19 protein-coding genes and 2 tRNA genes are annotated in these 16,569 nt (G+C 43.4%); 9 read left to right on the forward strand and 12 right to left on the reverse strand.

Annotated features, from left to right (window positions below):
• Positions 1–31 precede the first annotated feature (31 nt).
• Genes J7K41_03210 through amrS form a run of 4 tightly spaced genes read right to left on the reverse strand, consistent with a single transcriptional unit; the run spans position 32 to position 4,523 of the window.
• Positions 32–568: a GNAT family N-acetyltransferase gene (locus tag J7K41_03210; protein ID MCD6549690.1), complete on the reverse strand. Its 537-nt coding sequence runs from the start codon at positions 566–568 to the stop codon at positions 32–34.
• 33 nt (positions 569–601) lie between these two features.
• The gene (gene ppsA, locus J7K41_03215; GenBank protein MCD6549691.1) at positions 602–2,911 is read right to left on the reverse strand and encodes a phosphoenolpyruvate synthase; all 2,310 of its coding nucleotides are present in this window, start codon (positions 2,909–2,911) and stop codon (positions 602–604) included.
• Between the two features lie 58 nt (positions 2,912–2,969).
• On the reverse strand, positions 2,970–3,485 hold the full coding sequence (locus tag J7K41_03220) for a macro domain-containing protein (protein ID MCD6549692.1): 516 nt from the start codon (positions 3,483–3,485) through the stop codon (positions 2,970–2,972).
• 12 nt (positions 3,486–3,497) lie between these two features.
• Complete coding sequence (gene amrS / locus J7K41_03225) at positions 3,498–4,523, reverse strand: AmmeMemoRadiSam system radical SAM enzyme (GenBank protein ID MCD6549693.1); 1,026 nt, start codon at positions 4,521–4,523, stop codon at positions 3,498–3,500.
• A gap of 64 nt (positions 4,524–4,587) precedes the next feature.
• Between amrS and J7K41_03230 the strand changes: the two genes are divergently transcribed.
• The 3 genes from J7K41_03230 (at position 4,588) to J7K41_03240 (ending at position 6,426) form a co-directional block, all read left to right on the forward strand.
• Positions 4,588–4,661, forward strand: a tRNA-Lys gene (locus J7K41_03230).
• Between the two features lie 25 nt (positions 4,662–4,686).
• Positions 4,687–5,403 (forward strand): hypothetical protein, encoded by a 717-nt coding sequence (locus J7K41_03235; protein ID MCD6549694.1) that lies wholly within the window; start codon positions 4,687–4,689, stop codon positions 5,401–5,403.
• A 93-nt stretch (positions 5,404–5,496) separates the two neighbouring features.
• Entirely contained in the window at positions 5,497–6,426 is a 930-nt protein-coding gene (locus tag J7K41_03240) for an adenine nucleotide alpha hydrolase family protein (protein MCD6549695.1), read from the forward strand.
• Between the two features lie 10 nt (positions 6,427–6,436).
• On the opposite strand, the gene J7K41_03245 is transcribed toward J7K41_03240, so the two are convergent.
• The 6 genes from J7K41_03245 to J7K41_03270 form a co-directional block, all read right to left on the reverse strand.
• Positions 6,437–7,585, reverse strand: coding sequence for an amidohydrolase family protein (locus tag J7K41_03245; protein MCD6549696.1), 1,149 nt, complete (start codon positions 7,583–7,585; stop codon positions 6,437–6,439).
• Positions 7,586–7,931: 346 nt separating this feature from the next.
• Entirely contained in the window at positions 7,932–9,146 is a 1,215-nt protein-coding gene (locus J7K41_03250) for an ABC transporter permease (protein ID MCD6549697.1), read from the reverse strand.
• A gap of 4 nt (positions 9,147–9,150) precedes the next feature.
• A complete protein-coding gene (locus J7K41_03255) occupies positions 9,151–10,302 on the reverse strand; it encodes an ABC transporter permease (protein ID MCD6549698.1) in 1,152 nt (383 codons plus the stop codon).
• Between the two features lie 71 nt (positions 10,303–10,373).
• Positions 10,374–11,909: a hypothetical protein gene (locus tag J7K41_03260; GenBank protein MCD6549699.1), complete on the reverse strand. Its 1,536-nt coding sequence runs from the start codon at positions 11,907–11,909 to the stop codon at positions 10,374–10,376.
• Between the two features lie 27 nt (positions 11,910–11,936).
• On the reverse strand, positions 11,937–12,671 hold the full coding sequence (locus tag J7K41_03265) for an ABC transporter ATP-binding protein (GenBank protein MCD6549700.1): 735 nt from the start codon (positions 12,669–12,671) through the stop codon (positions 11,937–11,939).
• 24 nt (positions 12,672–12,695) lie between these two features.
• Entirely contained in the window at positions 12,696–13,007 is a 312-nt protein-coding gene (locus tag J7K41_03270) for a PadR family transcriptional regulator (GenBank protein MCD6549701.1), read from the reverse strand.
• A 296-nt stretch (positions 13,008–13,303) separates the two neighbouring features.
• Between J7K41_03270 and J7K41_03275 the strand changes: the two genes are divergently transcribed.
• The 4 genes from J7K41_03275 to J7K41_03290 all read left to right on the forward strand — a co-directional run bounded on the left by J7K41_03275 (position 13,304) and on the right by J7K41_03290 (position 14,699).
• Complete coding sequence (locus J7K41_03275; GenBank protein ID MCD6549702.1) at positions 13,304–13,831, forward strand: 50S ribosomal protein L15e; 528 nt, start codon at positions 13,304–13,306, stop codon at positions 13,829–13,831.
• 2 nt (positions 13,832–13,833) lie between these two features.
• A complete protein-coding gene (locus J7K41_03280; protein ID MCD6549703.1) occupies positions 13,834–14,280 on the forward strand; it encodes a hypothetical protein in 447 nt (148 codons plus the stop codon).
• A gap of 5 nt (positions 14,281–14,285) precedes the next feature.
• Positions 14,286–14,642: a hypothetical protein gene (locus tag J7K41_03285; protein ID MCD6549704.1), complete on the forward strand. Its 357-nt coding sequence runs from the start codon at positions 14,286–14,288 to the stop codon at positions 14,640–14,642.
• A tRNA-Ala gene (locus tag J7K41_03290) sits at positions 14,628–14,699 on the forward strand. The genes J7K41_03285 and J7K41_03290 overlap by 15 nt, the downstream gene beginning before the upstream one ends.
• Here J7K41_03290 and J7K41_03295 read toward each other — a convergent pair.
• The gene (locus J7K41_03295; GenBank protein MCD6549705.1) at positions 14,700–15,245 is read right to left on the reverse strand and encodes a hypothetical protein; all 546 of its coding nucleotides are present in this window, start codon (positions 15,243–15,245) and stop codon (positions 14,700–14,702) included.
• Positions 15,246–15,565: 320 nt separating this feature from the next.
• On the opposite strand from J7K41_03295, the gene J7K41_03300 reads away from it, so the two are divergent.
• Together J7K41_03300 and J7K41_03305 are read left to right on the forward strand one after the other, a co-directional pair.
• Complete coding sequence (locus tag J7K41_03300) at positions 15,566–15,829, forward strand: 50S ribosomal protein L35ae (GenBank protein ID MCD6549706.1); 264 nt, start codon at positions 15,566–15,568, stop codon at positions 15,827–15,829.
• A gap of 4 nt (positions 15,830–15,833) precedes the next feature.
• The gene (locus J7K41_03305; protein MCD6549707.1) at positions 15,834–16,235 is read left to right on the forward strand and encodes an archease; all 402 of its coding nucleotides are present in this window, start codon (positions 15,834–15,836) and stop codon (positions 16,233–16,235) included.
• Positions 16,236–16,266: 31 nt separating this feature from the next.
• Here J7K41_03305 and J7K41_03310 read toward each other — a convergent pair.
• The coding region (locus J7K41_03310; GenBank protein ID MCD6549708.1) for a hypothetical protein at positions 16,267–16,569 on the reverse strand (303 nt) is incomplete at its 5' end.

Raw genomic sequence — 16,569 nt, forward strand, 5'->3', positions numbered from 1 at the left:
AGATACATGATTGAATGCAACCTGGTCTCGACTACAACTTCATCCATATAAGGTCGTAGTACCTGTTCTTGTGTTTCACCCACTTCGGAAACACCGCAAACTCCTTGAACCCCAGTTTAGTGTACAACCGTTGGGCAGGGATGTATCCTTTGATATAGGCGAGGACTATGTTCTTCGGCTTCCATTTTTCCTTAACCTTCTTTATCACAGTGGTCAGCATGATATAACCTAATCCCTTTCTCCGCATATCCTTTGCTATTGCTATTCCCATTTCAACATTATTTTTTTCCTTAAACTTTCCACGGGTTGCATCGCATGTGCCTATTATCCGACCGTCCTTTTCGGCTATCAACCGCATCAGGTCTCCCCGCTTTATCTTCTTACAACTTTCCTCGACCCATTTTCTCTCGGCGTTAAGGGTTACCGGCCTATTAACAAGGATGTACGCACCTTCACGGATAATCGGGTTGATGAATTTTAAGAACTTCTTTGGGTCCTCCTTTTTTGGGTCTGTCCTCTGCCATCTTAATGTCACGATAGAACCGTCCTTAAGTTTCACCTTTACCATCAAATCACCTCTACATAGATACAATAACTTTGTTCACGACTGTTGTCGCAGTTCGCGAAGGAGTTTAAGCATCACACGTTTTTCTGCCGCAGCCACGATCTTACGCGTCTTGATGATCACGTCCGGATTAACAGACATGCTCGTTACACCGAACTCAACAAGCTTCTCTGCAAACTCCGGATAAACGCTCGGCGCCTGACCGCAAACCGAAACCGTCACACCGTGCCTTCTACATGCCTCTATAACACGGCGTACCGATTCGAGAACCGCTTCGTTACGTTCGTCGAACTCGTTGGCAAGACGCGGATTATCCCTGTCAACACCCAGAGTAAGTTGAGTTAAATCATTCGTTCCTATAGATACACCATCCACTCCCACTTCCAAGAACTTATCGATCAATATTACGGTGCTGGGCACTTCTACCATGATCCACAGTTTGAAATCTTTGGTTCTGTACAATCCGACCCTATGCATTATGTCTTTGACTTGTTTGAGTTCGCCCACTCTCCGAACGAACGGTATCATCAACCACAGATTCTTGAGCCCGTAATCCTCCCTAACTCTCTTTATGGCCTTCAATTCCATCTCAAACACTTCTGGGTCATGGATATACCGTGCAGCACCTCTGAACCCGAGCATCGGGTTCTCCTCCTCCTTCTCGTACCTTTCGCCACCTTCCAAAGACCTGTATTCATTCGTTTTGAAATCTGTTGCTCTGTAAACAACAGGTCTCGGATAGAACGCTGCAGCGATGGTCCTCAACCCGTCAGCCAACGCATCGATAAACTTATCCTGCTCTCCTTCATCGATGAAGGCACGCGGATGTTTGCCGATCCCGGCAATCATAAATTCCGCACGTAACAAACCTACTCCATCAACGGGCATAGCAGCAACCTCTTGAGCACGTTTAGGTTCGGCAAGGTTGACATAGATCTTGGTAGCAGTAATAGGTACGTATTCACTCACTGCTTTTCCGGAGAGAATATGTCCTGGCTCGACCGTTTTCTTAGGCTCCTCAAGTTTAACATCACCTTCATATACTATCCCTCTGGTAGCATCAACAGTCACAAACATCCCATCTTTAAGCACTTCCGTAGCGTTACCCGTACCTACTATGCACGGCACACCCAATTCACGGGATACTATGGCCGCATGGGACGTTGCACCGCCGGCATCGGTTATTATTGCAGCCGCTTTCTCCATTGCGGGCACAAAATCCGGTGATGTCATGTATGTAACGAGTATTTCGCCTTCCTTCAACTTATTGATATCATCCTTTGTAGGTATAATCCTAACCTTGCCTTTTCCGATACCTGGGGACCCTGGCAACCCGCGGACCAGAACCTTTGCTGACCTGGAAACATCGATTTTAACTTCCCTCTTGATCGTCTCTGAAAGTGTGGTGATAGGACGTGCCTGAACTATGTAGAGTTTGTTATTCTCCATCGCCCATTCGATATCCTGAGGTCTTCCGTAATGCTTTTCTATACGCATACAGATATCCGCAAGCTCCAGAATCTTTTCATCAGGTAACTTCTGTTTATCCTGCAGATCTTCCGGAACCTCAACATGCTCATTCTTCTCACGCACCTTGGCTATCTTCCATGTCTGTTTGACAATGCGTTTGTCCACTATGTTCATATTAGATTTACGTACCACATACCTATCAGGTGTTAAGGAACCGGAAACCACCGCTTCACCCAAACCGTAAGCGGCCTCTATCACCAGAAGGTCTGGGTCTTCGGACACGGGATCAACAGTGAAAGCTACTCCCGCAACATCTGATTGAACCATCCGTTGCACAACTGCGGACAATCCCACTTTAAGATGGTCAAACCCGTTCTCCTCACGATAGAAGATGGCGCGCGGTTCGAACAGTGAGGCCCAACATTCCTTAACTGCCTGCACAACATCGCCAGGTGTAGAGACGTTGAGAAAGGTAGATTGTTGCCCTGCAAAACTCGCGTTCGGCAGGTCCTCGGCAGTAGCAGAACTCCTCACAGCCACATACACATCTCTACCGTTGCCCAGCTTCTTATAAGCAGAAACGATCGCATCACGAATCTCCTTAGGTATCTCACCGCTCAGTATCGCGTTTTTAATAACTGTAGATGCTTTATTCAGTGCATCGATATCATGAACATCTAAAGATGCGGTCTGTTCGGAGATGACCTTATCTATACCGTTGCGGTATATGTGTTCAAAGTACGCACCGCTGGAGACGCAGAACCCTTCCGGAACAGGAAACCCAGCACGCGTCATCTCGCCTAAATTCGCACCCTTCCCGCCGACTTCGGGTATGTTCTCTTTGGTCAGTTCATCAAACCAATATATCGTCTTCATACCATCACCACCTTTATGAAATTGTTGAACATTACAATATTTTATTTAAGATAACACTTTACTTTAGTTCGGTTAAAACTTTTTCAAACGCATTTTTCAAATCATCGGTGTACGCCACAAGCACAACCTCTTCGATGAACCTATTCCTCGATTCGTAAGATTTTATTTCGTCAACCATAACCCGTGCCGCCTTGATAGGGCCCAATCCGCCTATACCTGTACCCATGCCCGGCATAGCAATCTTTCTGAGTTCCAATCCGTCAGCCACACGTAGGGCAGCATGCACGGCTTTTCGTACGCGTTGTTCATCTGTGCGCATAGCAGGTTTCTCCATAGTAGGTGCGTGAATCACGTAACGGGCCTTTAACCTACCAGCGGTCGTTGCCACAGCCCTGCCTATCTGGATCGGTGCATTGGCCATTGCTTCAGATTCGATACTCTTGCCGCCAGCACGCCTTATCGCAAGGGCTACACCTCCACCCATGATACCCAACGAATTGGCTGGATTAACGATAGCATCAGCATCGATTTCGGTTATGTCCCCTTTAACCACACTGATCCTGATCGGTCTCATACGCCCACCGTATCAGTCGGTCTTCCGCTTACGGTATTCTTCCAGGTCTCTGATCACGTTGACCTTGTAACCGCATGCCGGACACCTACCGTCCTCGGTAAGGTCTATCTTGAGTACGTTAAACCCGTAACGTTCTATAACCTTGTGACCGCAGTTCGGACAGAATGTATTCTCTCCCTCATCACCGGGTATGTTACCCGTGTACACGTATTTCAAACCTTCGTCCAACCCGATCTCCCTGGCACGACGAAGCATTGCCAAAGGTGTGGGAGGTAGGGTCATCTTGTAAGCAGGGTAATAAGCGATGAAATGCAGAGGGATCTCGGGATCAAGGTCTTTAATCCAACTGACCAGTTGACGAATGTCATCGTCGGAATCGTTCAAAGTGGGAATAAGCAGAGCAATAATTTCTATATGACCCCTTTTGTAAAGGCGTTTTATCGAATCAAGCACAAAATCAACATGCACACCGCCGCAAACTTCGTTGTAAAACTTTTCATCCATAGATTTGATATCTATTCGAGACGCGTCTATCCTATCCATCTTGTCTATGGTCTCCGGAGACATGTAACCGTTTGTGACAAACACATTGTACAACCCTTTTTTGTATGCTATCTCTGCCGTATCGTAAGCGTATTCAAAGAATACTGTCGGTTCTGTGTATGTGTAAGCGATTCCTTGCGCACCGTACCGCTCGGCGAGTTCAACGATGCGTTCGGGAGGGATGTCTTCACCGCGTACTTCGTGCGATTGACTGATCTCCCAGTTTTGACAGTTTAAACAATGAAAATTGCAACCTACCGTCGAAAAAGAAAACGCTTCGGTAGCAGGCATGAAATGGTAGAACGGTTTCTTTTCTATAGGGTCGACGTTCCAAGCCACGGTTTTGCCGTAGACGAGTGAGTAAAGTTTACCCCCAACATTTTTACGGACACCGCATTCTCCTCTCTCGCCGTCCTCTATAACGCAATACCTCCTGCAGAGGTAACAGTTAACCGTCGTGCCTTTAAGAACGCGGTAATTCATCGCCTCTTTCATCAGAAGATAAGAAGAAGGTCAGATTTATAAAGATTTGTGAATGTAAATTATCATCCGTTTTGACGGGCCCGTAGCTCAGCTTGGCAGAGCGGCTGGCTTTTAACCAGTAGGTCGGGGGTTCAAATCCCCCCGGGCCCGCTGAACAAACACATGGGTGGTAAGGATGGAACGTAACGTTTTGGTGAATGTGATAGGGTTGGGTGCGCTTGTAGCGCTTTTAGTTCTGTCAGGATGTTTCAGTGTCACTGTAGAGCAACAGGTTCATAAGAACGGTGACAGTACCCTGACGTACAGAATGAATCTCAGTAAACTCTTCAGTCTTGCTGCAGCAAGCAAGAACATCACTCCTCCGACAGAAGACGAGATATGTAAGAATTATACTGAAAAGGGAATAAAATGTTCGTATTCAAACGGTGTAGTGACTCTGGAAAAAGATGTAAAACTCTCAGAAGCGGACTTCTACACGTTTGATGTTAAACAAGGTAATTTCGGTGAAAAAACCTACAAAGTGGTAATTACAAAGATGCCTAAGATACCATCCGCAAATAGTTCATCAAATACGAGTATGGATCTGTTGAACTCCACCGAGAATGTTTTCACCGACCCTTCAGCACCTATGGCAGCACAGATGTACAGAACGATGGGCATAAATATCACATACGTTGTTAAAATGCCTGCTAAGGTCACAAAAGCGGAAGGTGCAGTAAGTGTAAAGGATAATGTTGCTGTCTTTGACGTATTAGAAAGGTTGGAACATCAGAAGAACATAGTGGTAGAAGCCAAAGAAGAGGGTTCGATACTCTATATAGTGTTGGGGATCGGAGCAGTGATCGTGATAGCGTTGATAGGCATTGCCATAAGCAAAATGAAGAGAAAATAAAAACCTACTTTATTTTATTCCATTCTTCATTTTTGTTCCCCTATTTTTGTTTTTTAGAAGTTGTAGTAAAATAAAAACGAAAGGGTAATTGGAATGAAATACTGTGCCAGATGCAGAAATCTGGGAAGACTACGAAAAGGTACTGTTAGAGTGGGAAGACAATGGTTCTGTGAAGAATGTTTTCAGGTGTACGTGATCAACCAGGTTAAACGAACTATTGAGAAATATAAACTTATAGCGCCAAAGGATAAAGTGTACATAGGGTTATCTGGAGGTAAGGATAGCGCTGCCCTTTGTCACATATTAACCAAATTAACTGAAGAGTACGATTTTTCTTTGAAAGCCTTTCATATAAATCTCGGTTTTGGAAGTTATTCAGAAATGTGCGAAAGAGTTGTAAGAGAGCAAGCCAAGATCTGCAATATCGATTTAGACGTGATAAAACCAGACGTAGAGATTAAAAGGTATGGAAATAGAGAAATTTGTGCGGTTTGCGGTGCTGTAAAAAGGTATCTGATGAACAAACATGTTAGAGAGGCAGGCGGTACAAAGATCGCAACAGCGCATACACTGGAAGACCAAGTACTCTTTTTGATAAAAAATTATCTTGCTTGGCATCCAGAGTATATGATAAAACAGTATCCGTATCTACCTGAAGAAAAGATAAACGGTAAGACTGTAATGGTTGCACGGATTAAACCTTTGTTCTTTGTTTCCGAAGAGACGCTTAAAAAGTATGTGGAGATCGTCAACATCCCTGTTGTTCATGAGGAATGCCCTTACAGAAACAGAAAACGTGATTTGGAAAGAGAGGCGATAGAAAATATGGATAACGTATTTACCAATTTCAAACTACTTACCGTGAAGAACTTTTTGAACCATATCCGACCTATTCTCAATAAGAGTGGGCAGTACACCACTCCAAACGTACTCAAACAATGCAAACTATGCGGGGAACCTACATCAACAGACATATGTTTGTACTGTCGACTCAAACAGATGAACGATCAAGAAAAAAGATAAAGAAGATGTTCTATTCATTGTACAACAGCCTACCTTCACCGAATACTAAAACGGGATAGGACGTCAATGAAAACGGATCTCCGTTCCAAGCAACAAACGATGCCCATTTGCCTCTATCCAATGTACCCAAGATTCTATCGATACCTAGGATCTTGGCATTCCTCTTGGTTATGATTGACAAGGCCTCTTCCTTTCTCAGTCCCATCCTTATAAACCATCGCAAGGTTAACATCAGATTAGATTGTAATATGACTGGATGGTCCGACATCAAACCGAATTCTACACCCGATTCCAAAAGATATTTTATGTTTCTCCAATCTTCGTTTTTGAGTTCCACTTTGTAAGGGAAGGAATCGAGAGGTCCGTACACTACACGCACGCCCCTTTTCTTGAGCATGTTGAACGTTTCTATATCCGCAACGTTGCACGCATGTTCGACAGTGAACTTTATACCGAACTCGTCAGCGAACCTGATAAGCGCAGTTATATCATCGGATTTGTGAACATGCACTCTGAGAAATTCCTTACCTGAAAGTATGTCCGCAATAACACGTTCCTCAGGCGTTAATTCCTTTCTTTTCTTACGGTCTTTAAGTTTGTTCTTCACTTCAAGAAAATGTTTACGCAGGATTGAAAACACACCCATCCGCGTTGAAGGTCTGGTGCCCTTCCAGTCGGTAGTGGACATCGGATTATAACCCAACGCACTTTTTATTCCTGCCCGTTTTATCAATGCCTCGGAAGTGTTTCTTCCGTAATTTCGAATGACCGCACTTCGTCCGCCGATGATGTTTCCGCTTCCCGGTAAGACGCATGAATACAATACACCTGCTTCGATGGAGATCTTGAAAGCCTTGTCGTCCATCTGCACGGAATCCAACGCATCGGCCAATGTCAACACACTGTCAAGATGCTCATTCACTTCATCATCAGTGTACGGTTCACCTGCCCGTTCAAGACCTATGTGGGCATGTGCATCTATGAACGCAGGAGTGACCACAGGAAACTCGCCCAAGTATTCCGTGTTTACAGGTTTTTTACTGGACACGGACAGCACTTTCTGATCAAACGTCAGATAAACGTCTTTCAGAGGAGGTTTACCAGAACCGTCATAAAACAAACCCGCTTTGACGGTTTTCTTTTTAACTGGTTTTGCCATGTTCATCACCTACCTAAACTCCATTAACCTAAGATAAAAAACATCAAAAAAAGAAAATGGGAAAAAATAAAAAACAAAACCAAAAATAACTACTCATTTCTTCTTTTTCTTCTTAGTTGATTTTTTCTTTGTTGATTTCTTCTTTTTTGTTGTTTTCTTCTTAGTTGATTTCTTTTTTGTCTTCTTTTTTGAAGATTTTTTCGTCGCCATCATATATCACCGATAAAATCAAAAATCAAAACGTTAATAAAGGTATCTCTTTTAACACACATATTTCTATTTTTTATCAATAAAAAATCTCAAAAAAAATTTGATCATTTTCCTAAAAATTCGTTCATCATTGACCTCATTCATATCTTAAAGCCTCGGTAGGGTCTAACCGAACCGCTCGTCTTCCGGGAATGATACCGCCGATCACACCTATAAACAATGAAATAACTATTGCATAACTCGCCAACTCAATACTTACTGTACTAGGTAATCCAAACATGTTTATTATTTCGGATACTGCAACACCTAAAGTAACCCCAAATATTCCACCTATCATTGCGATCAAAACGCTTTCCATAACTATTGCAATGAGGATATGGACGTTCCGGGCACCGACGGCTTTCAGAGTACCTATCTCACGCGTACGCTCTATAATAACCATATACATAGTATTCATTATACCGACGGTACCTACAACCAAAGAAATACCTGACAATACACCCAAGAAGAGGGTTATTCTTCCAAGGATACTGTCTATCTCACTTCTGATCGATTGAGAAGTCATGATAGTAAAATCATCATCTTCACCTGTCGGGATACGATGAGACTCACGCAATGTTTGACGGATCCGTTTTACGGTTGTGTTGACATCTCCATTAGTATGAACGTAGATCATGAAGACCTCTTTATCTTCTAATTCGTTCTTTGCGAACTCTCTCACTTCATCGTAGGGAATGTAGATAACCTCATCCTCCCTCTCATTCATTCCACCGATGTAATCCAAGATACCGACAACACGATATTTTATACCGTTGATATAGATGAATGACCCGACATCGATGCGTTTATCGAACAGGTCGTTAGCAAACTTGTAACCTACTAATGCAACACGTTTATCGTTATCACTGAGAAGTCTCCCCTTATATATTTTGTATATGTTAACATAATCAAAATATCTTGAAGAAGTAACACCGTATACCGGAGTAGTCAAGGTTTTACCTTTATAACTGACGGTTGCACGCATCGATGCGATCAATCCGTCTGCTTCTTCCACACCGGGTAGGCTTTCTATCCGTTTTACATCTTTCTCCCAGAGTCTACCTCTAAACATATTACTCGTTGCCAACTCAGTCAAACTACCTTTTCCGGGAAGAATTATTATGTTATCTGCACCGAACTTCTCAACCTGTTTAGACACGGCCGACCGTAACCCTTCCCCCAGTGAGACCATGGTAACGAAAAGAAGGACACCTATTACAATAGCGATGAGTGTTAACCAAGTTCTCGTCTTTCTTCGTTTAAGACCCCGCACCGCATACATGAACAGTTCATAAAAAACTCCCTCCATCAAAGGTTCACCTCTCCCTACCCAAAGCCTCAAGAATATCCGCATCTGCAGCATGTCTTGCCGGCAGATAACTTGCAACAATACCCAGAACAAACGCAATAACTAACGATAAAACGATCGCATAGGGAGTAATGACCATCTCAACTATATTGCTCGCACCAACACAGAACAGAAGAGATATCAAGACACCTACAATACCACCCGTTAAACCTATCAGACCGCCTTCCATCAGGAACAGTGTCAGGATATCCTTTCTTGTAGCACCGAGAGATTTTAGAATACCTATCTCAGGTATACGTTCGGTAACAAACATGAACATCGCATTCATTATACCCAACCCGCCAACCAGAAGAGAAACCGCCGCAACACCACCAAGGAAAAGTTCTACATAGTTGAGGATGGAACCCACCTGTTCCCTAAAGAACTTTGAAGACACAACAGTAAAATCCTGGTCATCTTCAGACACGCGGTGTAGTGACCTGAGTTTCTCCTCGACCCTGGAAACCAGTTTGTCAACGATGCGATCGCTTTCTGCTTCTATAAAGATCAGCGAAATCTCATTATGCAATCTCTGTTCTTCTGTAAGCGTTTCGGCATCGTGTACGGGTATAAAGATAATGTTATCAAAAGTTCCCGCCATCCCCTGCATTCCTACAGGTTTCAGTATTCCTACGATCCTGAACGTCTCATTACCTATCCTGATCTTCGACCCCACATCCAATTTCTCTGAAAACGTGTTGGCAGCAATATTGTGACCAATGAGAGCCACTCCGTGATCGCCCTCCTTGAGCAATCTGCCTTTGTCAATTTCCATGAGGGAGTATCCTATACGAAACGCCTCGTCAGAAACGCCTACCACATTCATACTGACCGATTCATCCTTATGTGAAACGGATAAGAATTTGCCTACTACTGCGTACGCCGCACGTTTAACACCGGGTATGGAACGCACTGCTTCGTAATCACGAAGGAACAGTTTTCCGGTTCTTGGAGAATAAGTAACACCCGGACTGAGTTTAGTACCGGACCCTGGGATCACAACAATGTTTCGCGGACCGAACTTGTTCAACCTTCCCTGTATATCCTCACGTAAACCTTCTGCTATCGAAATAAGTAAAATGATGGCGGTTATCCCTATGACTACCCCGATCACCGTCAACCAAGTACGTACCCCTCGATGAATTAAAGACCTGAACACATAGAAGAAAAAATCATGGATGTGCATAGGCATCACTGATTATCGGTTCTGCGTCTTCTCCGCTTAATGAAGTAAAACGCAGTTCCCGAAACAATCAACACTATGACTGTCGGCAAGACCCATTCCTGCGAATCTTTACCTTCCAGTTGTTGTTTTACCTTTGAAGAGTAAACTGTTATTGGCACATCGATAATTTCCTGGTGCGGACGGTTAAAAGAATCGAGGTAATCCACCTTAAATTCTAAGGTCAATATGCTTTCCTCTCCGTTAACGACGCCTTTGGGGATATGGACATTGTACATTACGGAACTGAAATCGTCCGCATCCAGAGTTCCTATGTACTGCTGAATCTGAGGGTTGAGGATTTGCAGACCTGAAGAATCTTCTAATTCAACGATGACCGATTTCACCTGAGATATACCAGTATTAGATACCTTGACAGACAGGTCATAATTCGACCCTTCGTACAATGGAACAGTGTCGGATTCGACAAATATCTTCAGTAATCCTGCAGTGGATACCTGCAGTATAAAGGATTCTTCCTCTTCGTGAACTCTTCCCAATTCATCTTCGTAAACGACAGTTGCAGGGATGGAATAGTAACCTGGAGCAACTTCAAGAACACCTACATGGGCATCGACCTCAGCCGTTTCTTTGGGAGGTAACCCTTCAGCAACATAGACTTCAGCAGTCTTGGGTACGAACACTTCGTTCTGACCCAATTTGAGACGCACATTGTAAACGGATTTATCTCCAGAATTATCTATCGATAGTTTGATCACTGTATTTTCTCCCGGAGATACGTGATCCGTCTGTGAAGTAATTATGAACATAGGTACACTGTCCTTTACTGTAACCGAAATAGGGATTGTTTGATTGTACAGGTTGCCGAGGTCATCGCTCGCCATGATATTGAGAATACAATTCTGTTCGCCCGGAATAACGGACTCGTCAACTCTAAACCTCAAAGTTGTGTTTTCGGATTCGTTCTTAGACATGTCACCGAGGTATACCGGAGAAGAACTGTAGAAAGAAAAACCCGGACATACTGGTACTATGGATACATCACGTGCGTCACCGCCGTTATTGGTAACGGTCAACGTAAGGTTGTAGTCTGAAGATTTGGTTACAGTAATAGGTGAATAAAATACTGTAAACAGAGGCGGATTCACCACATATATAGGGATATCTAGACCGCGCGTAATCTGACGTTCATCGGTGGATTGCGAGCTATCCTTTTCCATACCGCGGATGTTAAGCCGAACAGTATAAACACCCGGAGGAGTGTCTTCAGCTACACGAACGGGGATGTTTATCATTGTTTGCCCGCCGATCTGCAAATCACCCACGTAAACACTTGGAGTAATCCTTAGATGCGGATATGAAGACACGTACACGGAAATATCTTCAACAGGATTGGTACCTTGGTTGGCTATTACGATAGAAATCGATCCGGACCCACCGGGTCTTATCGCTTCAGGGTTTACCGTGTAAGACGGCACCGAAATGTCTGCAGACAGGATACTCATCAGCAAAACTCCTACCAACATCACAACCATTTTTTTCATCAAGATCACCTCCTATTTTTTCAACATTTACTTTAAGATGTGTTTATGTTTAACGATAGATGACGGTTCCCTTCCCGTCTTTTCATCGGATACAATTAAACCGTCACGCAGATGTACATGCCGTTTGCTTACCGATGCGATATCATCATCATGCGTAACAAGGATAAGGGTGCGACCTCGCTTATACAGGTCGATAAACAACTCTATCACTTCAGCACCCGATTTCGAATCCAGGTTACCTGTCGGTTCATCCGCAAGTATGATCGCAGGATCGTTGGCCAATGCACGGGCTATCGCTACGCGTTGGCGTTCACCGCCGCTCAACTGATTTGGAAAGTGCCGTTTACGATGGGAAAGACCAACCTCATCAAGAAGTTTGTTTGCGCGTCTCACCCGTTCATCACGAGGTACACCTGCAAAGATCATAGGCACCATAACGTTCTCAAGAGCAGTCATAGAAGGGATCAGGTTGAACGTTTGAAATACGAACCCTATCCTTCGCCCGCGTATACGGGCCATCTCATCTTCGTTAAGAATCGATGTATCTACACCTTCTATAAACACCTTACCTGATGTAGGACGGGTAAGCAGACCCATTATACTGAGAAGGGTTGATTTACCGCTTCCGCTGGGTCCTATGATGGATAGGAACTCGTTTTCTCTGACGACGAGGTTTATCCCTTTCAACGCTTCTACATTAACACTACCTAGTTTGTATATTTTTTTGACGTTCTCTAACCTTAGCACTTCTCTTTTCGTCATCCTACCTCACCGTCACATACTCCATCATTCCAAGAGGAATTCCAAGAACCTACGTTTCAAAGGAGTCATCCAATCTTCTTTTAATCTATGCAGATACTTACGTCCCGCTGATGTCAAGCGGTAGACCTTCCTCTTTCTCTTTCCCTGGCATTTCTCTTTTACCGTGACAAATCCCTTATGCCGCAAGATAAACAACGTAGGATAAATAAAGGAATAACTCAAAGGTATCCCGTTCTTCTTGAAGTCCTTAACGATGTCATATCCCGAACGCGGTTCTTCATTCAGCATCCATAGGATCATCATAACGATAAACTGACCCGGAACCCTCTTTTTCATCATCCCACCCATTAACAGATTTTGTTAAGATTCTGTCAAGGCTATAAGAATATATCTTATTAGGATATATTCTGTTATGATACATTTTTAAATATAACGCAAAGTTTTTGTATTGTCCTAAATCAGTAAATCGGTTCCTATCAATAACTCAATAAGCAGAAGTAATTACGACAAATGCGATAAGACAGGATATTCGGACTAACGAAAATTTTAAAAATAACTGTTGTCCAATATCTGACAGCGGGATGTGGGTTGAACCTGAACCGCCTTATTCGGAGATAATAGAGGTGTGTAAAATGGGTCTGTATACGTACATAAGAAAAACGTTTATTGAGGAATACAAAGAAAGGTCGCCTGAATACAAAAAGAGATTGATGGAATGGAGGAGGGAACCGACTATTGTAATGGTGGACAAACCTACAAACATCGCACGGGCGAGATATCTCGGTTACAAAGCAAAGGAAGGTTACTACATAGTAAGGGTTAAAACGAGAAAGGGTAGGAGAACAAGGAAGAAACCGAGAGGTGGTAGAAAACCGAAAAGGAATATCAAATACATTGCACCAGAAAAATCGTACCAGGCAATCGCCGAGGAGAAGGCAGCCAGGAAATACAGAGGTTTGGAGGTATTGAATTCCTATTGGGTAGGTGAGGACGGAACTCACAAATATTTTGAAGTGATAATGATAGATCCTGATAACAAAAGCGTTACCACACCTGCAAAGAACCGTCGCGGAAGGGCGTTCAGGGGACTGACGAGTGCTGGAAGAAAGCACAGAGGCCTCAGACACAAGGGCAAGGTTGCTAAAAAACCGGTAAGATAAAGATGTACAACATATCAAAAATCCCGTTTCAGAAGGAAGGGACTGGGTTCAGAGGAGTATATCTTCTTGACGATTTAGACATATTTATCACAGATTCTGTGAGGATAGCCAGCAGACAATGCAAGAGAGGCAAAATTGTATGGTTAACCTCGTACACACCTTCCTTAGAGCTTATAACAAAAGCAAAGGAAAAGGAAAGTGCTCTACTCGTGGACCTGCTGGATGTAGTCAGAACTGCTGGAAAAGCAAGAATTCTAACGATGAGAAGGACCTCTAATTTCCTAAGGTTATGCGTTAAGTTTGATGTTCCCTACGTATTATCGATGGTGGCAAGGGATCGATCAGAAATAAGAACTGCAAAGGAAGGGATAGCACTGGCATATGTTCTGGGGCTCTCCGTTCCTCAGGCAATAAGAGGATTCAACACGGTAGGGATGTTCCTGAGGTGAACATAATGATAAAACCGACATTACGCACAAAAAAAAGATATGTAGGCTTCAAAATACATACAGAAGAGAGGGTTATATCTGCTAAAGAGATCGACAGAATGTTCTTTGAGATGATCAGGGAGTTGTACGGCGATGTCGGAGCGGCTGCCATAGGTTATAAATTTATAGAGTATGACGAAACTTCGGGTAAAGGAATCGTCAGATTCGACAGGTCATTCATTATGGAAGGCATAGCCGTCTTTCCTTTTATCAAACATTTAAAAACAAAAGATGGTAAAAAAATCCCTGTAAAAACCGTGCCTGTTTCCACATCCGGTTCTCTTAAAAAATTAAGAAAAAGATTGTATGGGCCCGTGGTCTAACGGTAGGATGCCGGTTTCGCAAGCCGGAGACTCCGGGTTCAAATCCCGGCGGGTCCATCATCTTTCCATTCTGCAGGGGCCGTAACCGGTACCGCATCTATTACACACTTTGTATCCTACTGTGCAAGGCGAATATGCGCACGGTTTCCTCGTTCCCGGCTTACATACGGTCGGAAGTTTTCTGCACTCAGACCATCGGTAATCCTCACACGTCTGGAAACCTTCGCATCCATCAGTGGTAGTACAGGACCTTCGCGCCCCGGGAACACATTCCTTTTCATAAGATGTGAAAGGATAAGTGTAAACATGACCGTTCTCTGTGATTACGGTAATCGTATGGTTACCTTTGGAAAGGTTGAGAGAAACAGTCACGTCATAGTTCCCGGAAGTGTCAACAGTATTCTCAAACCTGACTTCTGACCCGTCCACAAGTATCTTACCGACCCTACAATCGGATGATACACGGATCTCTACCGGAGGAACATGCGATGATTGGGTTATTCTAACATAACATTGAGGTGGTTGAGCCATCGTAAACAAGAAGAAGATTACAAAAAATATCATGAAGACGATTCCGATCACCCATCTGTTTACCGATACCATGCAATCACATGTTAAAACTCCTTTAAATTTCGTACGAAATCCTTTTGCAAACAAATTGTTTAAAAAGATAACCTCAGAAAAAAGGACAAAAAAGATCTTCGACCCAAGAGTTCCGAAAGGTGGAACGGGTTCTCTCAAGATTTATCGGTCGGGAAAGGTTTGTTGTAAAGACCATCCTCATCTGCTTAAATAAAACCTGATTTTATCATTTTATTGTATCTTCTCTTCTCACTTTACTTCGCTACCTCTTCCACTCGTTCATTGGTTAGATTTATATTAGTTATTCTATAAAATTAGATGAGAATTTATCATACGGAGGGATAACTATGAAAGGCAGAATAGTAAACTATCGGAGGGGTAAAAACACAGAATATACAAACCAGTATGTGATCGAACTCGATGAAGTCAAGACAAGAGATGATGCTTACAAATGGTTGGGTAAAAAAGTTGTATGGAGAACTCCGTCTGGCAAGACGATCACGGGAAAGATTACGCGTGTCCATGGAAACAAGGGAGCCGTGGTCGCAAGGTTTAACAAAGGACTTCCCGGTCAGGCAATAGGTACAGAGGTAGAAATCAAGTGATGTGATGATAAAATACAGGTTCCTGGAACATACTGCAGACATACTCTATGAAGCCTTCGGGTCATCGTTCAAGGAAGCTTTGGAAAACGCTGCACGGGCATTGTTCGAAGTGGTAGGGGAAGCCGAGGCAAAGGAGGAAAGGATTGTTGAAGCGGAAGCGCCTGCCAGAGACGAGTTAGTTGTAGTATTCCTATCCAATCTAATCACTGAGATGGATATAGAGGGAATGGTGTTCTCGGATGTGAAGATTGTAGAACTGACGGAAGATGACAGATTTCGTGTTCGGGCAAAGGTATGGGGTGAGCATACACTACCGAAGGAATGCGTGAAGGGTGTTACATATCACATGTTGAAGGTTGAAAAGAAGAACGGATTCTGGAGGATACAAGTTTTGTTAGACGTATAAATCCGGATTCATGTTCTAATGAAAGGTAGAACTACTCCGTCTCTTCATTGAACTGCACAAGTTCGATGAAATAGACACCTCGCTCATCTTTAACTATCAGAGGGGAATCGAACAAACGCTCAAGGTTTATGTAAAACACGCCTTTTTCGACAATGGTTACATTTTCAATCCTGTTGTCTTCATGGGATTCCTCAGGAACTATAGGTCGTAACTCCACCTTTCTGTTATCGTTGCCGTCGACAAGCACAAATACTTTGGATCCGCACTTGCACCCTTTGTCAACAGGGTAATCATCAGGGTATTCGCGTCCGCAATTTATACATTTGAGCATGTC

This window comes from Candidatus Micrarchaeota archaeon (genome assembly GCA_021163225.1).
Classification (GTDB): Archaea; Micrarchaeota; Micrarchaeia; order Anstonellales; family JAGGXE01; genus JAGGXE01.